The 22,549-nt window shown below is 64.0% G+C and carries 18 protein-coding genes and 1 tRNA gene; 8 read left to right on the top strand and 11 right to left on the bottom strand.

Going from position 1 to position 22,549, the window contains the following annotated elements; translation table 11 throughout:
• Positions 1-47: 47 nt before the first annotated feature.
• The 3 genes from LDN85_RS04110 to upp are packed head-to-tail and all read right to left on the bottom strand — an operon-like array spanning position 48 to position 1,853.
• Positions 48-734 (bottom strand): HAD-IA family hydrolase, encoded by a 687-nt coding sequence (locus tag LDN85_RS04110; RefSeq protein ID WP_223944669.1) that lies wholly within the window; start codon positions 732-734, stop codon positions 48-50.
• A 45-nt stretch (positions 735-779) separates the two neighbouring features.
• Positions 780-1,157, bottom strand: a complete 378-nt coding sequence (locus LDN85_RS04105) for a glyoxalase superfamily protein (RefSeq protein ID WP_026542237.1) — start codon at positions 1,155-1,157, stop codon at positions 780-782.
• Positions 1,158-1,217: 60 nt separating this feature from the next.
• Positions 1,218-1,853, bottom strand: coding sequence for a uracil phosphoribosyltransferase (gene upp, locus LDN85_RS04100; RefSeq protein ID WP_026542238.1), 636 nt, complete (start codon positions 1,851-1,853; stop codon positions 1,218-1,220).
• Between the two features lie 22 nt (positions 1,854-1,875).
• Here upp and LDN85_RS04095 point away from each other — a divergent pair, with 22 nt between their 5' ends.
• From LDN85_RS04095 to LDN85_RS04085, 4 genes are all read left to right on the top strand, one after another.
• Positions 1,876-2,412, top strand: coding sequence for a nucleoside deaminase (locus LDN85_RS04095; protein WP_223944668.1), 537 nt, complete (start codon positions 1,876-1,878; stop codon positions 2,410-2,412).
• Positions 2,413-2,439: 27 nt separating this feature from the next.
• On the top strand, positions 2,440-2,565 hold the full coding sequence (locus tag LDN85_RS21915) for a hypothetical protein (protein WP_263422079.1): 126 nt from the start codon (positions 2,440-2,442) through the stop codon (positions 2,563-2,565).
• Between the two features lie 15 nt (positions 2,566-2,580).
• Complete coding sequence (locus LDN85_RS04090; protein WP_223944667.1) at positions 2,581-2,820, top strand: hypothetical protein; 240 nt, start codon at positions 2,581-2,583, stop codon at positions 2,818-2,820.
• Positions 2,821-2,976: 156 nt separating this feature from the next.
• Positions 2,977-3,267: a hypothetical protein gene (locus tag LDN85_RS04085; RefSeq protein WP_223944666.1), complete on the top strand. Its 291-nt coding sequence runs from the start codon at positions 2,977-2,979 to the stop codon at positions 3,265-3,267.
• Here LDN85_RS04085 and LDN85_RS04080 read toward each other — a convergent pair.
• Genes LDN85_RS04080 through LDN85_RS04070 form a run of 3 tightly spaced genes read right to left on the bottom strand, consistent with a single transcriptional unit; the run spans position 3,245 to position 5,662 of the window.
• Complete coding sequence (locus tag LDN85_RS04080) at positions 3,245-4,246, bottom strand: glycosyltransferase family 4 protein (protein ID WP_223944665.1); 1,002 nt, start codon at positions 4,244-4,246, stop codon at positions 3,245-3,247. The two genes, LDN85_RS04085 and LDN85_RS04080, sit on opposite strands and share 23 nt — an antisense overlap.
• Positions 4,247-4,645, bottom strand: coding sequence for a 6-carboxytetrahydropterin synthase (locus tag LDN85_RS04075; RefSeq protein ID WP_172325081.1), 399 nt, complete (start codon positions 4,643-4,645; stop codon positions 4,247-4,249).
• A 3-nt stretch (positions 4,646-4,648) separates the two neighbouring features.
• Complete coding sequence (locus LDN85_RS04070; protein WP_223944664.1) at positions 4,649-5,662, bottom strand: zinc-binding alcohol dehydrogenase; 1,014 nt, start codon at positions 5,660-5,662, stop codon at positions 4,649-4,651.
• Between the two features lie 138 nt (positions 5,663-5,800).
• Here LDN85_RS04070 and LDN85_RS04065 point away from each other — a divergent pair.
• Positions 5,801-5,890 (top strand) — tRNA-Ser (locus LDN85_RS04065).
• A 61-nt stretch (positions 5,891-5,951) separates the two neighbouring features.
• Here LDN85_RS04065 and LDN85_RS04060 read toward each other — a convergent pair.
• The 5 genes from LDN85_RS04060 to LDN85_RS04040 form a co-directional block, all read right to left on the bottom strand.
• Positions 5,952-6,191: a tyrosine-type recombinase/integrase gene (locus tag LDN85_RS04060; protein WP_026542244.1), complete on the bottom strand. Its 240-nt coding sequence runs from the start codon at positions 6,189-6,191 to the stop codon at positions 5,952-5,954.
• A 175-nt stretch (positions 6,192-6,366) separates the two neighbouring features.
• The gene (locus LDN85_RS04055) at positions 6,367-6,927 is read right to left on the bottom strand and encodes a DUF805 domain-containing protein (RefSeq protein WP_051420904.1); all 561 of its coding nucleotides are present in this window, start codon (positions 6,925-6,927) and stop codon (positions 6,367-6,369) included.
• A gap of 262 nt (positions 6,928-7,189) precedes the next feature.
• Positions 7,190-7,564 carry a hypothetical protein gene (locus tag LDN85_RS04050; RefSeq protein WP_139183507.1) on the bottom strand — a complete coding sequence of 125 codons (375 nt, stop codon included), beginning with the start codon at positions 7,562-7,564 and terminating at the stop codon, positions 7,190-7,192.
• A 9-nt stretch (positions 7,565-7,573) separates the two neighbouring features.
• Positions 7,574-13,273 (bottom strand): DUF6531 domain-containing protein, encoded by a 5,700-nt coding sequence (locus tag LDN85_RS04045; protein ID WP_223944663.1) that lies wholly within the window; start codon positions 13,271-13,273, stop codon positions 7,574-7,576.
• 210 nt (positions 13,274-13,483) lie between these two features.
• On the bottom strand, positions 13,484-13,765 hold the full coding sequence (locus LDN85_RS04040) for a hypothetical protein (protein ID WP_026547649.1): 282 nt from the start codon (positions 13,763-13,765) through the stop codon (positions 13,484-13,486).
• A 233-nt stretch (positions 13,766-13,998) separates the two neighbouring features.
• On the opposite strand from LDN85_RS04040, the gene LDN85_RS04035 reads away from it, so the two are divergent.
• Genes LDN85_RS04035 through LDN85_RS04025 form a run of 3 tightly spaced genes read left to right on the top strand, consistent with a single transcriptional unit; the run spans position 13,999 to position 22,547 of the window.
• The gene (locus tag LDN85_RS04035) at positions 13,999-16,860 is read left to right on the top strand and encodes a hypothetical protein (protein ID WP_091552911.1); all 2,862 of its coding nucleotides are present in this window, start codon (positions 13,999-14,001) and stop codon (positions 16,858-16,860) included.
• The gene (locus tag LDN85_RS04030; RefSeq protein ID WP_223944662.1) at positions 16,857-18,200 is read left to right on the top strand and encodes a hypothetical protein; all 1,344 of its coding nucleotides are present in this window, start codon (positions 16,857-16,859) and stop codon (positions 18,198-18,200) included. Before LDN85_RS04035 ends, LDN85_RS04030 begins: the two co-directional genes overlap by 4 nt.
• Before the next feature lie 57 nt (positions 18,201-18,257).
• Positions 18,258-22,547 carry an FtsK/SpoIIIE domain-containing protein gene (locus tag LDN85_RS04025; protein WP_223944661.1) on the top strand — a complete coding sequence of 1,430 codons (4,290 nt, stop codon included), beginning with the start codon at positions 18,258-18,260 and terminating at the stop codon, positions 22,545-22,547.
• Positions 22,548-22,549: the final 2 nt, after the last annotated feature.

Raw genomic sequence — 22,549 nt, 5'->3', positions numbered from 1 at the left:
GCTTGGTCCCTCGTGGAACAGCCTTTCGCCCGGCGGTACCAGCTGCGCTACTGGAGGGTCAGCGTGATGACGTGCCCGCCGTCGTCGTCCTTGACAGCGGTGACGGTCACGGCCGAGTAGTCCGGAATCTGCCACATGCCAGGCTCCAGGTCCGAATTGTGACCGGCAGCGGCTTTGCCCACCACCACGGTCCGCATCCCCGCCGCGCGCGCAGCAGCGATCCCGGCGGGTGCGTCTTCGAAAACCACGACGTCGGCCGGGTCGGCTCCCAGGAGTGCCGCCGCCTTCAGATAGCCCTCCGGATGCGGCTTGCCACGGCTGACGGACTCCGCAGTGACAGCAGTGGATGGCATGGTGAGTCCGGCTGCCTGCATGCGGATATCGGCAAGGATTTGATCTGCCGAGGTGACCAAGGCGATGGCATCATCCGGGAGGCCCGTCAGCAGGGCTTCAGCACCGGGAAGGGCAATGACACCGTCCGTCCGGGAACGTTCCATCTCGCCAAGTTCGGCCGTCAAAGCGGCGAAGTCGGCCCCTGCCGGGGCGTAGCGCCGCACGGTATCGCCTGCTTGGACACCGTGGGATGTGCGGAGGATTTCGTTGTAATCCAGGCCGTAGCGCTCAGCGAACTCGAGCCACACCTGCTCCACGACGGCCGTGGAATCCACCAGCGTGCCGTCCATGTCGAAGAGGACGGCACGGACAGTCAGCACGGGTGCGGCAGGATGGCTCATGGTTCCATCCTGCCGCACGCTCATGGGGTGGTGCTGAAGTGTGACTTAGCCATTGGGCCGCTGTGGGAGGTACTGCACCGCCCACTGGTTGCCGTCCGGGTCGGCAAAGTACACAAAGTGACCCCAGTCCTGGACGTCGACGTCGCTGACGTCCACGCCGTTGGCCTTGAGGTGCTCGTGGGCCTTGTTGATGTCCGCCACCACCACTTGCAGGTTGGGAGCCGAACCCGGAGGGGCGTCCGTGAGGCCCTCGCCGATAGCGATGGAACACGCCGAACCCGGCGGCGTCAGTTGCACGAAGCGGATGCCGTCCGTGGGACGCTCATCGAAATCGGCGTTGAAACCGACCTTGTTGACGTAGAAGTCCTTCGCGCGATCGACGTCGGAGACAGGGACAAATACCAGTTCAAGTTTCCAGTCCATGCGCCACAGGCTAACGGGCTGGGTGGGAAACCGGTAGGGGTCAATCGTTCCCTGTGAAGACTAGCCAGCCACGCCGTAGAGGCGGTCTCCGGCGTCGCCCAGGCCCGGCACGATGTATGACTTCTCGTTGAGTTTCTCGTCAATCGATGCGAGGACAATGTTGACGTTTGCGTCCGAGAGTTCCTCTTCCAGCTTGGCCAGGCCCTCGGGAGCGGCCAGCAGGCAGATGCAGGTGACGTCCGAAGCGCCGCGCTTGAAGAGGAACTTGATGGCCTCACGCAGGGTGCCGCCGGTAGCGAGCATAGGGTCCAGGACAAAGATCTGGCGGCCGGTGAGGTCCTCGGGGAGGCGCTCGGCGTAGGTGATGATGTCCAGGGTTTCTTCGTCGCGGGCCATGCCCAGGAAGCCCACCTCAGCGGTGGGGACCAGCTTGGTCATGCCCTCGAGCATGCCGAGGCCTGCGCGCAGGATGGGAACCACCAGCGGCGTGGGCTTGGTGAACGCCGTGCCGATGGTCTTGGTGACAGGGGTCTCGATCTCCACTGGCTGCGTCTTGACCTCGCGGGTGGCTTCGTAGGCCAGGAGGGTGACGAGTTCTTCAGTGAGTTGCCGGAAGACCGGTGAAGGGGTGTTCTTATCCCGCAGAACGGTGAGCTTGTGGGCGACCAGCGGGTGGTCCACGACGAGTGTGCGCATCCCCCAAAACTATCATTGAGACATGAGCGCCACCGAGCCGTATCACGCAGACCAAATGGCCTGGATGGGCCTTGCCCTGGACGAGGCCCGGTTGGCGCTGAAAACGGACGACGTACCCATTGGCGCGGTGGTGTTGGGTCCCGACGGCGGCGTACTGGGTTCCGGACGCAACGAACGTGAGGCGCATGGGGACCCGACCGCCCACGCGGAAGTGGTGGCCATCCGCCAGGCGGCTGCTTCGCTGCGACTTCGCGCTCAGGCTATGGGCGGCTCGGGTGACGGTTGGCGGCTTGAGGACTGCACCCTGGTGGTGACCCTTGAGCCGTGTGCCATGTGTGCCGGTGCCATTGTCCTGGCGCGTATCCCCAGAGTGGTGTTTGGCGCGTGGGATGAGAAGGCAGGAGCGGTGGGCTCGGTGTTCGATATCCTCCGTGAGCGCCGCCTCAACCACTGGGTGGAGGTCTATGCGGGTGTCCGTGAAGAGGAATGCGCGGCGCTTCTCAGGGAGTTCTTCGCCTCTCACCGGCTGCCGCCACCGGAGCACCGCCCACCCGCCTGACGAAGCCGAACATTTCGGGAGCAAGCCATGCCTGTCAGTTTCAACCACACCATCGTTTACGCCACGGACAAGCACCGTTCCGCGGAGTTCCTCGCCCGTATCTTCGGCCTTCCGAAGCCGCAACCCATGTGGTCCTTCGTCACGGTGGCGTAGGACAACGGTGTCACGTTGGACTTCCTTGAGGCGAGCGGTGCCATCGCCCCGCAGCACTACGCCTTTCTGGTGAGCGAAGAGGAATTCGACCAGATCTTCCTGCGAATCACCGCGGAGCACATTCCCTATTGGGCGGACCCTGCCCGTTCCCGAGCAAACCAGATCAACCACAACGACGGCGGCCGTGGAATCTACTTCTGCAACCCCGATGGGCATTTCCTTGAGGCGATCACGCGGCCGTACGGTTCGGGCTGACTTTGACCGTTTTGCCCGCGCGGCCGACGGTTGAGCTTAGACTGGCCCATGCTCGAAAAGTCGTGGGGAGCTTTTTGTCTTGCTGCTGTGGTGGTCGCAGGAACTATGACGGCATGCGGACAACAGGCATGCGATTCGATGCTTCGGCGCACTGACGTGAGCATCGATTTTTCCCGGCTTGGCGCGTCGTGGGGAACCTTGGAGTACACCGTCAACTGTCCGGGGCGGGAAGCATGTGTGTACACGCCGGACTCTGACACCAAGCGCCACGCCGCTGTGGCCGACAACCCCCTATGGATCGCCGCCGGAACAAAAACCATGGAAGTAACGGTCTACCTCACGGGCTCCACCACGCCCCTTGCGAAGACGACCGCCAAGTTGGAGTGGGATCCGCCGTTCGATCCCTCTGCCTGCTCGACCAGTGCTACAGCAAACTTTGTGGTTTAGTCGCCAGCGCGCTGAGGACAGTCGCGGCAGTGGCGTCCCAGCCTTGTAGATGCTCGCGGGCTTGGAGGGCATTGTTGCGCCAGCGCTTCTGCAGGGCGGGGTTGGTGAGCCAGGCGCGGAGCTTGTCGGCGAGAACTTTGGCGTCGGTGACAGCGCCAGCCCCGCTATCGCCAAGCGCTTCCTCCGCGCCCGTTCCCCGTCGTACCAGAACCGGAACCCCGTGGGCCAGCGATTCGGTGACCACCATGCCAAAAGATTCGGACTGCGACATGAGAACACTGAGGTCGGCCTTGTGCCACTCCTCATCGAGGGCGATGCCACTCAACTCGCCCGTGATGCTGATGCGGTCCTCAAGCCTGTAATGCTCGACGGCGGCCCGCACCTCCGCGGCGTACGCCGGGTCAGCGTTCTCCGAGCCGATAAGGGCGGCCTCCCACTCGAGGTCCTGCAAGCTGGCGAGGGATTCGACCAGGAGTGTCTGACTCTTGTTCGGCAGCAGTGCGGCCACGGCTACGATGCGCGGCGGCTGCGATCCCTGGGCGGGGTTTGCTTTGTCGGCCCCCGGCGTTGCGATGACGATGGTCTGCGGGCCGTGCCTCGCCTCGAGCTCAGCGGCGGAGTGGGAACTGGGGCAGATGATTCCGGTTGCGGCGGCCAGCGCCTTGGCTTCAAGCTCGCCATGGTCCGCCAACGCCATATGGGACAGGATCCAGACTTTGGTTCCTTTGCCCACGGCGCCGGCGACCTCCTCCGGCGCCCCACTCGCCACCAAGCCGTCGGCAATCACCGTTGTGCCGCCGTCGAGCGCTTCCGCGAATCGCTGCTTGTCCGCCGGGCTCCCAACCGGCCAGTCGCCGTCGACCCTTACGGTCTCAACGTCAGCGCCCAGGACGGTCAGATGCTCGGCGAGCTTGGCGTTGTACTTGTTTCCGCCGGAGCCGTGCCTGACGTTCCCCGGGACAAGGAAGCGGATGCGCACCTACTTGACCGGGAGCTCCAGCGAGTAACCGGCCCAGGCGTCGGGGTTTTCACGGAGGACGACGTCGATGCCGCTGAGTGCCGGGCCATCATCTGTGTCCTGGATCCGGGTGGCCATGGCGTCGGCGATGTGCTTGGCCAGTGCCTCGGTGGTGGAGAGCTTGCCCTTGAATGCCGGGTGCTCGTCGAGGTTCTTGTAGTTAAGGTCCTCCAGGATTTCCTCAAGGATTCCGCCCGCTGCGCCAATGTCCAGAACGATTGCGTCGTCATTGAGATCCGGGCGACGGAAACTGACTTCGGCCACAAACGTTGCACCATGGAGGCCCTGGGCCGGGCCGAACGCTTCGCGGGGAAGGCTGTGGGCGATCATGAAGTGGCGTCGGACGGTCAGGCTGAACATGTACTAATCCTCCGGGGTGGGGTAGGCGACCACGTGGCAGAAACCGCCGGGCCGTTCGAACAATTTAACGAGTGTGGTGGGCAGGTTCCGGAACTGGCATTCGCTGGTCAGGAATGTGTCGAACAGCGGGTCTTTCAGTTCTCTTGCCGCTTGCTCGAGTCGTTGGGCGTTGGTGCGCCTGTGCCGTCGCGGGAGGGCCACTGCACCCACCTGGCTGGAACGGATGTTCAGGCGGCGGGCATGGAAGTCCTCGCCGAGCGGCAGGGTAACTTCCTTATCGGCGAACCAGGAAAGCTCGATGACGTCGGAGTCATCGCCGGCCAGTTGCAGGCTCAATTTGAGGCCCTCGTTGGAAGCGGAACAGTGGAAGACGATGTCGTTGTCGCTTTTTGCAACCTCTGGTTCGGCGAATTCGATGTTGATGGTTTCCGCCAGCTTTCGCTTCTCCGGATCCGCATCCACCAACTGCAGGCGGCCCAGCGGATACTTCCGCAGCAGCGTCGCCAGGACGCCGCCCACCAAACCACCACCGACGACGGCGACCCGGTCACCCAGCCTCGGTCCGGCTTCCCAGAGTGCGTTGATGGCGACCTCAACGATGCCCGTGAGCACCGCGCGGCGGGCAGGGACGTCCTCGGGGATTGCGGTGAGCTGGCTGGTGGGGATCACGTAGAAGTCCTGATGGGGGTGCAGGCTGAAGACGGTTTTTCCTACCCACTGTTCCGGTCCTTGCTCGACCATCCCCACACTCAGGTAGCCGTACTTCACCGGGCCCGGGAAGTCGCCCTCCTGGTGCGGGGCCTGCATGAGGTCAGCCACGCGCTCCGGGACCCGGCCCTCGTGGACCACGCGCTCCGTGCCCCGGCTGACGCCTGAGTACAGGGTCCTGACGAGGGCTTCGCCTTCCTGCCTTTCCGGCAGGGCTTCCTGGCGCAGCTCACCATCGCCCGTCTCAGTGACCCAGTAGGCGTGGGCTTCGTGCCCGTGTTTCCGTTCGTGTTCCTGCGAAATCGTCATGATGCTTACGAATCTATCGGTGCGGAGCTGTGGACGGAAGTTGGCGTGGATTGAAGGGTACGCCACCTGCCTTTTGGGGAGGGTCCAGAGGGGCTCGTTTTGGGGAACGGGGCCAATCTCGGGTAGCCTATTTCAGTTGGTGACGTGTCCGAGCGGCCGAAGGTGCAACACTCGAAATGTTGTTTGGTGTAAAAGCCAACGTGGGTTCAAATCCCACCGTCACCGCCAATGAGAAAGGCCCTGCTTCCCTTTGTTTATGAGGGAGGCAGGGCCTTTCTCTTTGCCCAAATCAGGCGGGTGGGCACATTTTGGGCACACCCGCCAGAGATACAGCGTGATCTAGAGCGTCTGAAACTGAGTCCAAGTCCCCGTCAAAGGGATCCGCGTAGACGTCCAACGTCATTGCGGCCGAGCTGTGGCCAAGCACTTTTTGGACGGCCTTCACGCTGGCGCCGGCCGACACGGCTAAGCCGACAGCGGAGTGCCGGAGATCGCGCGGAGCGATCCTGAGGATCCCGGAACGCTTCACAGCGCCAGCAACCAGCTCATGTTGTCCTCGTGCACTCGTGGCAGCCGCATATGGTTACCGTCTTTGCCCGGGAACACCAGGTCATTGCGGCCTTTCCCTTCACACCGAGCCGCCAGCTGGTCGCTGAGGAATCGCGGGAAAGGGACAGTACGCTTCTTGTGATTCTTCGGGCCCGTCAACGGGGGTCGAAGCGCCGACCTTCCGCCTTGGAGGGCATAAGCGCCAGAATCAAAACAGCCAGTCCGCCGACTAGGGGAACAAGCCCAACGAACGCAAGCGGACCCGCAAGATTTGCGTCGTGCAAACGCCGCCAAAGCAACGACAGCTGCGGCACCAAAATGGCCAGCCCCAGAATAACGACGAGAATGAAACCTACCACCATGAGACTTCCAGTCGGGGCATTCACGATACCAGGAGCGGCCTCATAGAACACTTCTTGCCCGGTGGCCGGATCGAAACCCATGGATTGCACATTAGGGTTCTGTTGAGCCCAGGCAGTACTGGCCACGAACCCGACCGTCATCACGAGGTACGGGACCACCATCACCAGGAAAACGAAAAGCTGACTCCACCAGAACTCACTCCGCGAGGCGCGACCAGAGAACTTCGCATACTTGGCAAAGAACCGCTTCACCGACCTACCAAACGACGCACCATAGAGAGGACCAGCCAGCTCACCCGAACCTTTAACCTCCGCAACGCCTCCGCCTGCAGGATCAACAGTCTTCATATCCATCTGTCTTCATGTCCTTCCCAGAAATATATATAGAAACCAACAAACAACCATCTTCCGAACGCAAACGTTCCGCGCCGCAATATTCTCACCCGTAGAAGATAATATGAATGAACAGAACGAATAAACCACTGACCAGAAATGGAAACCTCACGCGCCCAGAATCGAATACTTTCTTCCATTAGAGCTCCCCGCGAAGGCTGCGCTTTACGGCAGCTCAAGCACCTGGGGGCATTCAACACAAATCACAGTCACCAACTCAATGCTAACGACGTTCGCCTGCAGTCAGTGTCAGACCAATCAATAGACCGGCTGCTGCACCCGCCCATAACGAACCGTAAGCGACTACGATGACCGGCACAACATGGGAGAGTCCGGCGACAGCCAAGCTTCCTCCTATGATTACAACCCCAAAAGCAACCGCAGAAACAAAGTTTGATTTCAAGTAAGTCAGCCCGCCCACACATAATACGGCGACCGCAAAAACCACAATGTTTGCAACCCAGACGGAAAACCCAAACTCCGACGCTCTTCTAATACACGTAATTAGAACCAGGGCACCTGGAAATAGAACCCCCAACCAGTAGTACCATTCGGGGGCTACCCGTTTAGTTGGAACATACGCCTTTTTCTTGGACACTAATTTAGTTCACTTCCACGACTCGTCAACAACAGCATTTGCGGTCAAACCAATTGCTCCATTCAATACTTCAGTACTCACATTAGTCTTAGTGAAGTAGTCGATGGGAGCAGAGGTACTTGTTCCAACAAGTTCCCTATACCCTTGCGGAGCAAGGCCTCGCAGGGCGGACGCCGTAGAGGCGCTGGTACCCGCCATGCTAGATGAAAGCAGAGCCTTTGCCGGGTTAAAGGCTTCTCCATTCACCCCGCTCTTCACCATCTCACCCGCAAATCCAGCGCCTGTGTTGATGCCCATAGATGAAACAACCTGAAGTCCTTTTGTAGCTGCGTGCCCAGCCGCAGGACTCAGTGCCCCGCTGATGACACCCGTGGAGGCACCTCCAGCCGCGCTACCCAACAGTCCTTGGGCTGTCCAGGGACCGCCCTTCTGAACGCGTTCCCGGACATAATCTACGGTTCCGGCTACACCTCCTGCTGCACCACTGCCGACCATGTCTTTCAACAAATTAGCGCCGAACCTCCGTGCAATGACTGCGGCATTGCCTGTGGCACGAGTCAACGTCGAAGTCGCAACATTTGAAGCCATACTTCGCGCAGCTTGGCCCGCCACCACTCTTCCAACAACCAGTGAAGCAGACTTAGTAACCATCATTCCCACGCCACCGCCGGCCACACCCATAACACCGCTCCCGATGGCATTACCCCAGTTGACTTGGCCGGTGGTTGCTTTTTGGATGACGACGTCGGCGCCGAAGCTCATCAATCCCATGCCCGCGAGTTGTCCGCCGGGGACGAACATCAACACGGCCCCGCCGACCACAGCGGCCCCTCCGACGACGTATTCCCAGTTGTCTCCGAGCCAGTCTCCGGTGGCGGCGATGGCGCCGCGGGACGACCCGTCGTAGGCTTTCAGGTCGGCATCGGTGAGGGGTTTCAGGCCGGTGGGGTCGGTGGTGTTGAGGGGGTTGTTTCCGGCGTAGGAGTAGGGGTTCCCGTCCCAGCCCGCGCCCAGGACGGGGGCGAGGGGGTCGGTGGAGAGGAATCCCCGGGTGGCCGGGTCGTACGCCCTGGCGCCGAGCCATTCGAGCCCTGCGATGTCGATCCCGCCACCGGCGGTCAGGCCGATACCGGCGGGCAACGCACCACCGAACCCAGCAGCGGAACCAACCCCTGTACTGGTTGTTGCGGGGCTGCCCGGGTGTGGGGTGGCGGGGGTGCCGAGGACGGCCCAGGGATCGTGCTGATCGGTCGGTCGGGCGGCACGCCACCCGGGTGTGGTCCACGCGTCGCCGATGCCGGTGACTCCGCCGGGCAGGGACACCACCTGGGTAGAGTTGGCACCGGCGAGGGTCGGCACGGGCGCTGCGGTGTCCCACCACAAGGTCGCCCCGTCCACGGTGGCGAGTTCACCGAGCGCGTCGACGTGGAGCCGGTGCCGGTTTCGTTCGGCCCCGTCCCGATCCTTCTCGATGGTGCCGGTGAGGTAGCCGGTGGGGCCCCAGGCGTATTCGGTCCAGGACCCGTCGGCCCCGATCACCCTGACCCGGCGGCCCAGCCCGTCATACACGTACTCAGTCCGGGCACCGTCAGGGTCCGTGACAGCAAGTAACTGCCCTGCGGCGTCATAGGCGAAGGTGCGGGCCCCAGTGGGGGTGGTTTCGCGGAGCAGCCGCCCACCGGCGTCGTACTCCCACCCCACCACCGAACCCGACGCCGACACGTTGTGGCTGTCGCTGGTGGTGGCGGAGACCATTTGCCCGGCAGTATCGTACCCGTACCGGGTCACGACCCCGCCCCTGGACAAGCCGGTAATCCGGCCGCCGTCCTCACGACCGATCAACGTCACATCAGCAGCACCCGGAGGGTTGGTGCCGTTGTCGGCGGTGGTGGTGCGGGTGTGCTCGCTGAGGTTCCCTCCCCGATACACCCACTCCTGCACCAGGTCCCCTGCGGTGGCGGTGGTGATCCGCCCGGAAGCGTCGTGGGTGAAGGCCGCATCCCCGAGCAACGGGTTCGACACCTTCACGACCCGGCCCGCGGCGTCGCGGATGTAACGGGTGGTGGTGCCGGTGGGGTCTGTGAAGGCGGTGCGGTTCCCGTCACCGTCATACTCCCACCCCAACACCTGACTCCCGGTCCCGGTCCCGTTGGAGCGGCGGGTGAGGAGGCCGCGGCGGTCAAAGCACAGTTCGTGCTCCACCGCATACCCCGCCCCGCCGGTATGGTCGGTGATGACCACCCGCCGGCCCGCCAGGTCACGTTCAATGGCGGCGATCAGGGCACCGTCCACCGAGGTGGACGCTTCCCGGCCCGCGGCGTCGTAGGCCCAGGTGGTGGCGTGCCCGTCCGGGTCCGTCTGGGAGAGTTGCCGGCCTGCCGCGTCGTAGGTCGCCGTGGTGACCCTCCCGAGCGGGTCCGTCACCGAATCGACTTGGTCCGTGGCCGTATACGTGCGGGTGGTGACCCCACCATTGGGGTCGGTGATGCGGGTGAGCCGGCCGCGGGTGTCGTACTCGAAGCCGGTCCTGCCACCCACCCCGTTGATGGTCCCGGTCAGTTCCCCGGCGAGGTTGTATTCGAAGCGGCGGGTCCCGTACCAGGAATCCTGGGCAAAACTCAGCCGCCCAACCTTGTCGTACCCGTACCGGGCCGTCCCGTCCCCGGGGGTGTGCTTCGCGGTCAACCGGCCACACGCGTCGTAAGCGAACGTTTCGACCTCACCGGTGGGCAGTCTCCTCGCGGTGAGGCGCTGGTCGACGTCGTAGGACAGTTCCGTGACCGCCCCGACCGGGTCAATGCTCTTCCACGGGCGGCCGCAGTGGTCGTACTCGAACCGGGTCACCGCCCCCGTCGGTGAGGTAATCGAGGTAATCTTCCCCGCAGCGTCACGGCCCAGGACCGTCAACCCGCCCTCACCATCGACCAACTCGACAGGGTTGCCCGCACCGTCATACGTGATGAGTTCCGCGGACCCGTCGACAGATTCGATTTTCGTGGGCCGGCCGTACTCATCAAAACTATAAGTATTCGCGGCGAACGCGTCCGTCAGGGACGCCGTCCCGGCCGTCCGGTCGGTGACCGCCCCGGTCCGGACACCGGTCGGATCGATCACGGCGGTCAGGGCACCGACCGTGTCGTACTCCCGCACCCAGTCATGCCCGGCAGGGTCCGTGATACCCACCAGCCGGGAGAGGTTGTCGTGGGTGAAGCCCCACCTGCCCCCGTCCGGCAACACCGCAGCCGTGAGGTTACCCAGCTCATCAACCACCCGCTCCACGACCCGGCCGAGCGGGTCGGTGGTGCGGGACAGTTCCCCGTTGGGGGCGTACTCGAACACCGTCCGGCCCCCATCCGGGGCGACCACCGCGGTGGTCCGGCCCGCGGCGTCGTGCTCGAACGCCCACACCGCCCCGTCCGGGTCCACCCGACGCACCAACACCCCGGCCTCGTCATAACCGAACCGTGTCTCAGCCCCCGACGGGCTCACCGCCGCCACCGGACGGCCCGCCCGGTCCCGCACAATCCTCGCGGTGTCACCTGCGGCGTTGGACGTTCCGGTCAGGTCCCCGAACCCGTCGTACTCAAAACCAATCATGACCCCAACCGGGTCCGTGACCTGGGTCAGGAGCCCGTCCCGCCACACCAGCTCGGTCCGGCCACCCAACGGGTCAACCACCACGGACGGGTCCCGGGACAGCTCATCGGCGTACTCATAGGTCACGACGGACCCGGACGCGGTCACCAGGGTGGTGATACGGTCCTGCTCGTCCCAGCCGTAGCTCAGGTCCGCGCCTTCCGGGGTCACGGTCCGGATCTTCCGGCCCCGGGTGTCGTAACCATGGACCGTGACCGCGCCGTCACGCTCGGTCAAGGACACCAGATTCGAGTGCCCGTCATAAGACATGGACTGGCGCCGGTCCTCCGCGTCCAGCACCCCCACCAGGCGGCCCTTCGAATCAGCGACCCAGGAATTCGACCGGGACCCGTCCTCATCAGAGACCACCGTGACCCGGCCCGGTAAATAAGCGAACCGCGTCCGCCGCCCATGCTGAGTGACCTGCATGATGACCCGGCCGGCCTCGTCATACGTGTTTTCGGCCTCCACCACACCCGCGGCCGAGACCACCGACCCGATCAAGCCCTGCTCGTTCCACCCATACCTACGGGTGCCGGTCTCCGTGCCCACGGTGACCAAACGGCCCTCGGCGTCGTACCCGTACTCAACCCGGCGCCCATCCGAGGAACGGACCACCCCGACCACACCATCAACGTAATCAATCTCCACAAACCGGCCCCGCACATGCACCAACCGGCACACCACACCCGGCACACCACCATCGACCGCAGTCTCCGCAACAGATGCAGCCGCGGCTTCACGGTGGGCGGAGATGGTCCGGCCGGGCCCTGCCCCGGTCCCGAGCCACACCCCGGCAGTGGTGTAAGCCCACCAACCGCCCTGGTTATCAGTCACAACCAACACCTCGGTAACACCTTCGGGGACCGAGGTCAGCTCCGCCAACCACGGTTCCTCGACCGGGTGGCGGGTGAGCCAGTAGTTCTCCCCGACGGCGCGGGCCCAACCCGCACCCTCACGCGGGAAGTCCACCGCCCGGCCGTCGGCCATCACCCACCGGCACCCCTCATCAGTCAAGGCCAGGTGCTGGTCCAGCACCGACGCCCACCCCGGACCAAACACCCCAACAGTGCCCAGGCCCGAACCGAGAGAGTTATACATCCTTGTGACCGCCAGGTCCGCGGCCGCCCCGGCGAACCCCAGATCCGTTTCCGGTTCAATAAAATTCCCCGTGGCCGTGTTCACCGGATCATTGGCATACCCGGACGAGGGCACCGCCCCGGCCGCCGTGGGCGGGTCAATGACCAACCCCGTCCGGGTCCCCGAAACCCCCGCCGCGGCCAACGCCTCGTTCACCGCCGCATCCGACAGGGTCGAGACCGCACCCTCACCCCCGGCAGCAGCAAACGCGTCCGCGACCACCACAGCCCACGCCGCATCCGCCTCATTGGCCTGCAAATACTGCCGGAACGCGCTCACCACACCAGCAGCGTCGATCCGGCCCCACCCGCACCGGTCCGCGAACGAAGACAACTCCCCCTCCAAGGACCCCGGCACCGACGCAATCCCCTCATCCAGGCCACGGGAACCCGCAGCGAAAGTCCGCAACGACTCCGGACGGGCCGAGGAGACCCCGCCCCCGTACCCGCCACCCGGGCCAGGGGTCTCCCGCGACCCCGACGCCGGGGCTTCGGACGGGAACGACGGCGCGTTCCCGGGCTCCATATTCGGACGCGCTTCCTCACCCCAAAGGCTGTCACCAAACTGCTCAAGCCAGTTGCGGTTGTTATGCCGCCGCACCCACTCGTTGTTCTCCCGACGCCGGTCATCCTCTTCCCGCGCACGCTCGATCATGGTGCCCACATACTCCGCGACTTTCCGCAACGCCGCGGCCAAGGACTCCGCGTCCCGGGACGCCGTCACCGCGTTCGCCGCGAACACCTCCGAAAAATGCCCCCGGAAATCCTCCCCCGCCCCGGTCACCAACGGCGTCCGCGACCCCGAATGCTCATCAACCCGCGACGCTGCGGACTCAAAAGCACCCTTCAACGACTCAGCAACCCCATACACAAACCGGCCACCATGGGCACCATCGGAATCCGGCAACAACGGCATCTCAACGAACTCGGTCACAACCACAGCCCCCCACAGAACAAGAACGCGAACAAAACCCAACAACCCACAAAAACCCGCACCACAACCCACACGGCACGACCCCGCACCACAACCACACGGCACGACCCCACACCACAGCCACCGGCACCACAGTGCAACGGCCGGGCAACCACACCACGCATCAACGCAGCACGATCACCCGGCCCCCACACTCACACCAAAAAAGAATCAGGCCCCGCCACCAGCAGAGAAAATATCCTGCGAAATCTTCTGCAACTGACCCCGCAACTGCTCCAGCTCTTCCTTGGCCTTATCCAACGCAGCCTTCGTCTCCGGCCACGTCGAACCACGGAACTCAGCAGCCAACGGACCATCCCACACATTCGGATCCGACAACACACGACCCTGGGCATCCAACGCCGAAATCTGATCCGTAAACCCACCAGTAATAATCGACTGCACCTGACCAATAGCAGCCTTGGCCTGCTCAGTAGACAACACACGCGACATAGAACTTTCCTCCCAATAAGAACAATCGCAACACCCAAGCCAAACCAGCCCAGGCAACCAGACGCACCCAAACTACCAACACCAACCAATAAATCCAACAAACAGAGAAACGCTTGTGGAAAAACATGAACCTGCCTGCCACCTGCGGTGATACTTAGCAGATGGATTAGTCCATTCGGGAGCGCAACCTTATGATACTCAAGGCACCGTGAACGGAAAGAGGGGGACGATCCATGCCCAGGCAGGCTAGTTTTAACCAGTACAAACCGGGGCGTCGTATCCCCCCGGTCCGTGCTCTGGGCATCGCCCTGATAGCGCTGGGACTGATCGCGACCACGTCGTGCACCCAGCCACCTGAGCCGGAGCCGGTGTCCAACCCGGTCAAACTCTTGCAGAGCGTCCGCGTGGGCCTGTCCCCGGCCGCCGGCGTGCAGAAGATCGAGGGCACCACCATCTCGGTGTCCGCTGCGGGTGACTCCTCGGCGGAAAACACCACATATGACACCGCCCAGGTTGTGGGCGAACTCCCGGTGCGCGTGAGCCTGCAGTACCGCGCCGGCGAGAAATCGGGTTCCGACCTCGCCGACTTGAAAGGCCATACCGGCCCGGTGGAGATCAACCTGACGCTTGAGAACCTCACGGTCAAACCACAGACCATCCAGTACGATGCCGCCGGCCAGGCCCGTTCTGACACGGCTTTGGTCGGTGCCCCGCTGACAATCGCCGCGTCTACCAAGCTCCCCGGCATCCGGGCGGACGACGTAACACCCGGCTCGGGCGACGGCACCACGGGTACCAACGGAGTCCTGAGCAGTACTGAAGACGGTGCCACCGTAGTCCAGTGGGCCACCGTCCTGGCTCCCCCGCGTTCCGGCGCCAGCACCACGCTGCGTCTCGCCGCCGACGTGAAAGACTTCCAGGTCCCCGAATTCGATGTCGCCGTCCAGCCGGGCCTCAATACAGACCTCAGTGCCAACGGTGTTCTTGCCAGCGCCTTCTCGTCCGGAACAGGCTCGGAGATGGAATTGCAGCGCCGCACCATTTCGCTGGTCTCTGATGTCAACACCGTCCTGGCGAAAGCCGGATCCACCATCACCGATGTCCGCCGGAACCTCCAGGCAACCTCGCAGACCCTTGGCGCAAAGACAGCCGGTGAACTGCGGGACAACTCCAAGGCCCTTGCCGCGACGATGTCGGACCTGAAGCAGCAACTGCAGGTTCTGGGCTCCGACCTGGAGTCTTCAACCACGGCCACCCAGTCCACCACCATGTCGCAGCTGAAACTGACGGTCTCCGCGGTGGATGCAATGCTGGGCGACACTTCCGCCACACCGCCGGTCACCCCCATTACAGGCGACGGCTGCACCGCTGAGGTGGCAAAGGCCGCGCCCGCATCCACCGTCTATTCCAGCGTTCTCACCATGTCCTCGCAGCTGGATGCCTATGCACAGGTCAGCGCTGGTTGCCGTGACACCGTGGCCGGCGCCCTCAAAGCGACGATGGGACCCGAGAACCCTACCCCTGCAGAGTGTGCTGAACAGGGTTCAATGACCTGCTCCCTCTACGGTTCCGCCGTCACTGTCACCGGAGCACTTCTGGGCCTGGTCCAAGAAGGCGACAAACTCGTCTCCGGCCTTCAGCCGCAGGTCGTGGAAGGTGCCATTAAAGACCAGGCGACGTCCGCCGTCGCACTTGAAAAGGTGCGCACGAACCTCGGTGCGATGCTTGACGGCTCCGGAACTTCGGAGGACTACAGCAAGGCACTCGCAGCGCTGGATGCAGCCATCAAGTCAGCCGAGGACTCTGCAACCGCAACCCGAAAAGCAGCCACCGCGGCGCAGAACAGTGTTGACACCCTCCGGCAGAAACTCATCGCTATCGCTGCCAATGCCAAGGCAGCAAAAGGCGAACTCGGTCAGGGAACCTGGCTGAACGGCTCCATGCTGCAGCAAAACCAGAAACTGGCCGACGAACTCTGCAAGCTGTCCGACGACGGACTCATCCCTGGCAAGGGCAAACTGTCCGCCAAGGACGTTGACAGGTTGCGCTCCTACCTGACGTCAGTGCCGTGCGAACCGACTGATGAAGACGGCAACCCCTCACCTGCGCTGAATCCGCCGCCGGGCTTCAAGGAGCCCCTGGACGTCCGACTCGAAGCTCAGTCAGCTGCCTGGGACGAAGTGCTCGCAGCGACTGACACCACCGCCGCCGACCAGGCAATTGGCCAGGCCTTCACGGCCTTGGAGGCTACGTTCGACGCCACCGACACCAAACTGGAGGCGATCAAGACCGCCGTCAAGACGCTCGACGGCGCCGCAACAGGAAACGTGAACGGAACCAAAAAGGGACTCGAGGCGCTCGACGCTGCCCTCGCTGACGCGATTGAATCTTCCGGCACGGTGACCACAGCACTTGCGAAATTGAAAGAGCAGCAGGACATGCTCGGCGACAAGATCAAGGAATCACTCCGCGACGTTTCGGCCGAAACTGCCGCCGAGGTCTACAAAACCGTGGACGAACAAGTGCGGCAGGTTGCCGACATCGGCGATGCCAGTTCCGAAGCCGTGACGTCAGCGTTCAACCGGTCCATTTCCGGGCTGAAATCCACCTCGGACGACGTTGTGAAAGACGCCGAGGGAACGGTCAACAAGCAGCGTGACGAGCTCCTGGGGCAGAGCGGTGACCTGACTGCTGCCCTATCCAAGAGCACCCAAGCTTCCTTGGACAACATCGCAGCCAGCACGTCGGGCTCCACCCGCGACGTCGAAGGTGCCAGCGCGCTTCTCGCGTCCAGCCTCAACAAGGTGATGCTGGACCTCGGGGACAGGGCGGTGAACGGTTCAGGCCTGCTCGGCTCGATGGCCACCAGCGCGGCAAAAGCGGACACCGCGGACTTCCAGTTGGCCCTTGCCTCGCAGAACGCCGAAGGCTACGCAAACATCCGTTCCCGGGACGTGGCAGGACTCCTGCTGCGTCAGGCCCAGTTCAAGGCCTCGCTCACCGCGGTGGATGAAATGCCGCCGTTCCAACTCGAAGTGCCGGCCGGCGCTACGTCTCAGACGCTTTACACACTGAAGATCGGCGGTGCAGCATGAGCCCCCGCGCACGTCTCATCGCCCTGATTGCTGCGGGAGCCGCCGTCGTCATTGCTGCAGCGGCAGTCCTGGTGATGACGCTGAACCGTCCTACGGAAGCTCCCCGGCCCGATCCTGTGGCCGCAACCGTTCCTGTTGCACTGAAGGCTGATGGCCTGCCAGCGGACCTTTCGATCGGCGTCGTCATGACGTTCGGCCAGTCCGGCGAGCCAGGTACCGAATACAACCGAGCAGCGCAGGGCGCCGTGGTGGCCGCGCAGCGCTTCGCCCAAAGCGGCGCAAAGGTCACCCTGCCCACCCAGAACGACCAAGGCACCGAAGACGGCGCACGTGCAGCTGTCGGCGCCCTTGCTGAGCAGGGTGTGTCCGGAGTCGTTGTTGCAAGCACCGGGCCTCAGGCCCTTGCCGCAGCGAAGGCGGCCGAGGAGCGCAACCTCCCGGTCATTCTGCCCTACGCCGAAGCCTCCGAACCCGCTCAGACCACGTGGACCACCGGACCCACGGCAGCGTCAGTACAGGCCGCCCTGAGTACCGCACTTGCCGGCAAGAGCCGGGTGCTGTTGGTCAGCGACGGAGGTCAGGCCCCGGCGTCCGTGACGGTGGCTGACACCCTGGCGCTCGAGGGTTTCACTGAGGTAGCCGACCTTGCCCAGGAAGCAGCCATCCGTACAGGCGACCAGCTCCGTCCTCCGGCCAAGGACGCGCCGGCAGATGCTGAAGGCATACGGATAGCCAACCCGGCTGACGCTGTTGTGGTGTCGGCGGCAACGCCGCAGCGCCTCGCCCGCCTGGTCCAAGCCCTCCAGTCCCGCGATGTGTCAGTTCCGCTGGTACTTCCCGACGGCGCCATCACCCCCGCGTTCGCATCCTCGCTCGCGGAGCTGGACGGCACCGCTTCAGGACAACTCGTCAGCGTTGCCCCGGCCACCGGAGATGCAATCGCACTCCAGCAGGATGCCCAAGGGCGGGGAATGTCCGCGTTCCTCTCCGGCATCAGATTGGCTGGAGGGAATCCGGAGGTCAAGAACCTGACGGTCGATACCCCCTTCTCCGCGGATGCGTGGGCCGCGGACGCCCGAAGCCATGATGCCGTGGTGGCCTTGGTTCGGGCAGCTGCATTGGCCGGGAGCAAAGAACCGTCAAAGGTCGCAGCGTCGCTGCGCACCTTGTCCCTCGGCCCTGGAGAAGGCCTCGCCGGACCCACACTGGACTTCTCGCAATCCCAGGCACTGACCGCTGATGCAATCCCCGTCTTCGCGTCCCCACAGGACCTCGGTCTTCGTCCGGCAGACGAAAACGCTCCACGGCTCGTCTGGGTTCCGGCGCCTGCCAGCCCCTAACAACCCTTTCTGTCCCCACGCCTGAGGGGAACAGTTCCACTACAGGAGGAGCGCCCGGTGCGTGTGCTGATCGACCTGGACGATCGTCGTTTCGAGTGCGAGGTTGCCCACGCTGCGCCCGCCATCACGTTGTCCGACTTAGTGGAAGCCGCCGGAGGACCCCGTGTTGGCCCTGAGGAACCTGTGTTCGTCAATGAAACAGAGGTTCGTGGGGCCACACCGCTGTCCGAGCTGATTCTGCTGGAAGGCAGCCGCATCTCACGTGCACCGTGGGCAATGCCGCACCGCGTGAGTGATTGGAGCCTCACACTGGCCGGCGGTCAGCGTACTGGGGGCGTGGCGGACGTTCCGCAAGGCCGCGACATGCTCATCGGCAGGTCACCCCACGCCGATCTCAGCCTCCCCACTGAAAGTGCCTCATGGGACCACTTCCGTCTTCGCCGTGAAGAGGAGGGGCTCCGCGTGGTGGATGGCGGGTCCACCAATGGCACTTTGGTCAACGGGGAACCTGTGGGCGAGGACGGGGTCCTGGTCACTCAAACGGCCACCATCACGGCAGGCGGCACGGTCCTTCTCCTCCGCCCTGCCTTGGACGAGACCCCGGCTCCCGCGCCAGGCAGCCTGCACAACCTGACGCCAGCAGCCACTGCTCCCTTTAACAGGCCACCGCGTCCAGGGCGTGCACCGGCCGGGGATCCTTTGGTCCCGCCGAGCCGCAAGGACGTCCCCCCGGCCAACAAGTTCAGCTACATCACGGTGCTGGCTCCGCTGGTCATGGCGGTTGCGATGGTGATGATCCTCCGTGACATGCGGTTCGCCATGTTCGCCATGCTCAGTCCGGTGATGGCCGTGGGCATGTGGTTCGAGCAAAAGCGCCGCCATGCCCGTGGCTTGAAGGAAGAGGCCGAGCGCTTCGACGGAGCGCTCAAGGAGTTTGAGAAACAGATCCGCACTGCCGCCGAGGTGGAAACCGCCCGCCGGCACAGGATGGTCCCCGATCCCGCCACAGTAGTTCGCCGGCCTGCGCTTCCGGCAACGTCACTGTGGCAGCGGCGTGCGGAATCGGACGACTTCCTGGCCCTGCATGCGGGCACCGGCGATGTGCCGTGGAAGCCGGAGGTGGACCGTGCTGCGGGCTCGCGCCCAGACGAAAAGGTCAAGGAAACCCTCACGGCAGCCCGTCTCCTGGCGGCACCCGTACTGGTGGACCTGACCGACGCCGGAGTAGTGGGCATCGTTGGCTCGCGGGAAGGCGCCCTCGCATTGGCCCGTTCCCTGGTGGCCCAAGCCGCCGTGCATGTTGGTCCGGCAGATCTGACAATCGGCGTTTTCTGCGACGCCGGACGGGCCGACGAATGGGAATGGGCCTCGTGGCTCCCCCACACGCGCCAAACCGGCAGCAGCACGGGTGAACGCTGGATGTCCGCGCACCGTGAGACCAGCCTGGCCATGCTGCGCATGCTGAAGGACTCAGTGGAAGAATTGCCCACTCCTGCACTGATGGTGGTCCTCGATTCCGACGTACTAACAGAGGGCAGGGATGCCCCGGCACGGGCCTTGCTCGGCATGGGACGTTCCCTGCCCGGCAGCAACGTCAACCCCCAGCAACGCCCACCCCGTGTGGCGGGCATCGTCATAGCGACGTCCGAGGAGCAGTTGCCAGCCTCCTGCACCACCATCATCAGGGTTGGCACAGATGCTGCCGCGACCGTTGAGCAGCCTGAGGACCTCACTCGCGTGGAGGATGTGATTCTGGCAGGCCTCGACCAGGAGGAAGCCCTGCGCTGCGCCACGCGACTGGCACACTTCGACGATCCTGAACTCAGCGTTCCAGGGGCATCCCTGCCCGCTTTGGTGCGGATGCCGGGCCTTCTTGGCTATGAGCGCCCCGACGCCGCGACCATTCGCAGGCTGTGGCGGGCCCCCACCGGGATTTCCACCCCCATTGGTACCGGCGAAAACGGGCCACTCACCCTGGACCTGGTCAAAGACGGTCCACACGGCTTGGTGGGCGGTACCACCGGCTCTGGAAAGTCCGAGTTCCTACGGTCCCTGGTGGCCGGACTCGCGGCCCGCAACGATCCCACCCGGTTGAACTTCATTTTGGTGGACTTCAAGGGCGGGGCCGCTTTCAAGGCCTGCGAGCGTCTGCCGCACACTATCGGAACCATCTCCAACCTGGACGAACAGCTGGCCGACCGGGCCCTGATCGCACTTGAAGCAGAGATGGAGCGCCGCCAACGGGTTTTCGCGGAGGCAGGCGAGGGCATCGACAACCTCAACGCCTACCTGGCCACCAACCCGGCCGAGCCGATGCCACGCCTGCTGCTGGTGGTGGATGAGTTCGCCATGCTGGCCAAGGATTTCCCGGACGTCCTGACCGCCTTGGTCAGCATCGGCGCCGTCGGACGCACCTTGGGGGTGCACATGATCCTGGCTACGCAGCGCCCGGCCGGTGTGGTCAGTGATGACATCCTCGCCAATACCAACCTTCGGGTAGCGTTGCGCGTCCAGAGCCGCGATGACTCCAACAATGTGATTGGCGTTCCCGCTGCCTCGGCCATCGGCAGGGCCCAAATGGGCCGTGCCTTCGTGAAACTCGGCCAGGACGACATCACGCCCGTCCAGACCGCGCTGGTCACCGGACAGGCACAGCTCGACGGCGGTCCCGCCGTCGATGTCCGCGACATCCGGCAATTCGGTGTCCCGGCCCCCGCGCCTGCGGTAGCCCGGTCCGCTGCTATGGACGAGAACGACCTCGACCTGCTCATCGACGCCGTGGTTGATGCCAATGTTGAAGCCGGATACGCCCCTCCGAGGCAGGTCTGGCCGGAAGCGTTGGGCGAGCGGGTGGAACTGGAGGGATTCCTGACGGATGAGTCTCCGGAGGGCGCCGTGACAGCCAGCCATCCAACAGTCGGCAGCGTGCAGGGGTCCACCGTTCTGGTGACCTTGCTGGACGAACCTGAGCTGCAGCGCCAGTCGCCCGCCGGCTGGGACTTGTCCGTGGGCAACCTGATGCTCATGGGCGTGGCGGGCTCAGGTACGAGCACCACCTTGGCGACCATCGCGTTGACCCTTGCGAAGGACGCAGATCCGGCCGATTTGGACCTCATGGTCCTGGACATGGGTTCCGGTGATCTTGAGATGCTTAAACGCCTGCCGCACACAATGGCCTATGTGGGGACCGGTGCCGGCGCGAAGGAGCAACAGGCACGGTTCCTGCGGCACCTGAACACAGAGTTGGAAAGTCGCAGGGCAGCACCGGGTACGCATCGGCGCACTGTGGTCCTGCTTGACGGCCTGGCCTCCCTGCGCGATGAATTCCAGGACTTCGAAGGACAGCAACTCCTGGGCCTGTTGTACCGGGCCTATGCCGACGGACCAGCGCTGGGGCTCTCCTTCGCCGTGACCACCACCCGGGCCAAAGCAGTTCCTTCTGTGATGAACGAAGTGACACTGCAGAAGTGGCTCTTCCGGCTTGCCGATACCTATGACTACTCGTCGCTCGGGGTGCGGGCGAAACACGTCCCGGCTGCCCTCCCGGGACGCTGCGTGGATCCGCGGACCTCCCTGCAGATGCACGTTGCTACTCCCGCAATCGGGATGGAGGCCGCGGTGGACCGTGTCCGGCAAAACTGGGCAGGTTCGCCCGCCAAGACCACGGCAATCCGGAGCCTGCCCACCAACGTCACCATGGCGGATCTGGGCGTGAAACCGCAACTGGAGACCGAACCGTGGCACATCCCTGTGGGCATCCGCGAAACGGACCTCTCACCGGCCTTCCTGGAAATTTATGAGGGCGAGCATGCCCTCATTGCCGGCCCGGCCCGTTCCGGGAAGTCCACCGTGCTTCTTGCTTTGGCCGAGGCTGTCCGTGGCGTAGCCACTTCCCGGGGACCGGCCCAGGTCTGGGGCATTTGCGACCGCCGATCCCCGTTGGCCACCGCTGATCTGGACCGGGTAGCCGTAGGCGCGGACGAAGTGCCTGCGTTGCTGGCTTCCCTGCGGATCGAGAGGGGTACGGTGTTCCTGCTGGTCGACGACTCCGAACGCTTCGAGGATGCCGATCAGTCCATTGCGGGGATTATCGCTTCAGGGCCTCCGGGGCTCTGCATCGTTGCCTCGGGACGGGCTGCTGACCTGCGTGGGCTGTACAGCCACTGGACCAAGTCCATCCGCAAATCGCGCTTGGGCGTGGTGCTCCAGCCCGACGTCAACTACGACGGCGAACTGCTGGGCGCCACCCTTCCACGGAAGGCACCCGTGGCGCTGACCGCCGGTCGAGGCTACCTTGGCGTCGGCGGGCAGATGTCGCTCATCCAGTCCTTGAGCCCCGGGAGCTAGCT

Source organism: Arthrobacter sp. StoSoilB20 (genome assembly GCF_019977295.1).
Taxonomy (GTDB): Bacteria; Actinomycetota; Actinomycetes; order Actinomycetales; family Micrococcaceae; genus Arthrobacter; species Arthrobacter nicotinovorans_A.
Note: the sequence above shows the minus strand (reverse complement) of the source record. Positions and strands in the feature narration are given on the sequence as shown.

What these genes read in the sequence shown, in the direction of transcription:
- LDN85_RS04110 (WP_223944669.1), bottom strand. Translation starts at nt 734, where the DNA reads ATGAGCCATCCTGCCGCACCCGTGCTGACTGTCCGTGCCGTCCTCTTC.
- upp (WP_026542238.1), bottom strand. Translation starts at nt 1,853, where the DNA reads ATGCGCACACTCGTCGTGGACCACCCGCTGGTCGCCCACAAGCTCACC.
- LDN85_RS04055 (WP_051420904.1), bottom strand. Translation starts at nt 6,927, where the DNA reads ATGGATATGAAGACTGTTGATCCTGCAGGCGGAGGCGTTGCGGAGGTT.
- LDN85_RS04070 (WP_223944664.1), bottom strand. Translation starts at nt 5,662, where the DNA reads ATGACGATTTCGCAGGAACACGAACGGAAACACGGGCACGAAGCCCAC.
- LDN85_RS04035 (WP_091552911.1), top strand. Translation starts at nt 13,999, where the DNA reads ATGCCCAGGCAGGCTAGTTTTAACCAGTACAAACCGGGGCGTCGTATC.
- LDN85_RS21915 (WP_263422079.1), top strand. Translation starts at nt 2,440, where the DNA reads ATGCCTGTCAGTTTCAACCACACCATCGTTTACGCCACGGACAAGCAC.
- LDN85_RS04105 (WP_026542237.1), bottom strand. Translation starts at nt 1,157, where the DNA reads ATGGACTGGAAACTTGAACTGGTATTTGTCCCTGTCTCCGACGTCGAT.
- LDN85_RS04040 (WP_026547649.1), bottom strand. Translation starts at nt 13,765, where the DNA reads ATGTCGCGTGTGTTGTCTACTGAGCAGGCCAAGGCTGCTATTGGTCAG.
- LDN85_RS04075 (WP_172325081.1), bottom strand. Translation starts at nt 4,645, where the DNA reads ATGTTCAGCCTGACCGTCCGACGCCACTTCATGATCGCCCACAGCCTT.
- LDN85_RS04030 (WP_223944662.1), top strand. Translation starts at nt 16,857, where the DNA reads ATGAGCCCCCGCGCACGTCTCATCGCCCTGATTGCTGCGGGAGCCGCC.
- LDN85_RS04095 (WP_223944668.1), top strand. Translation starts at nt 1,876, where the DNA reads ATGAGCGCCACCGAGCCGTATCACGCAGACCAAATGGCCTGGATGGGC.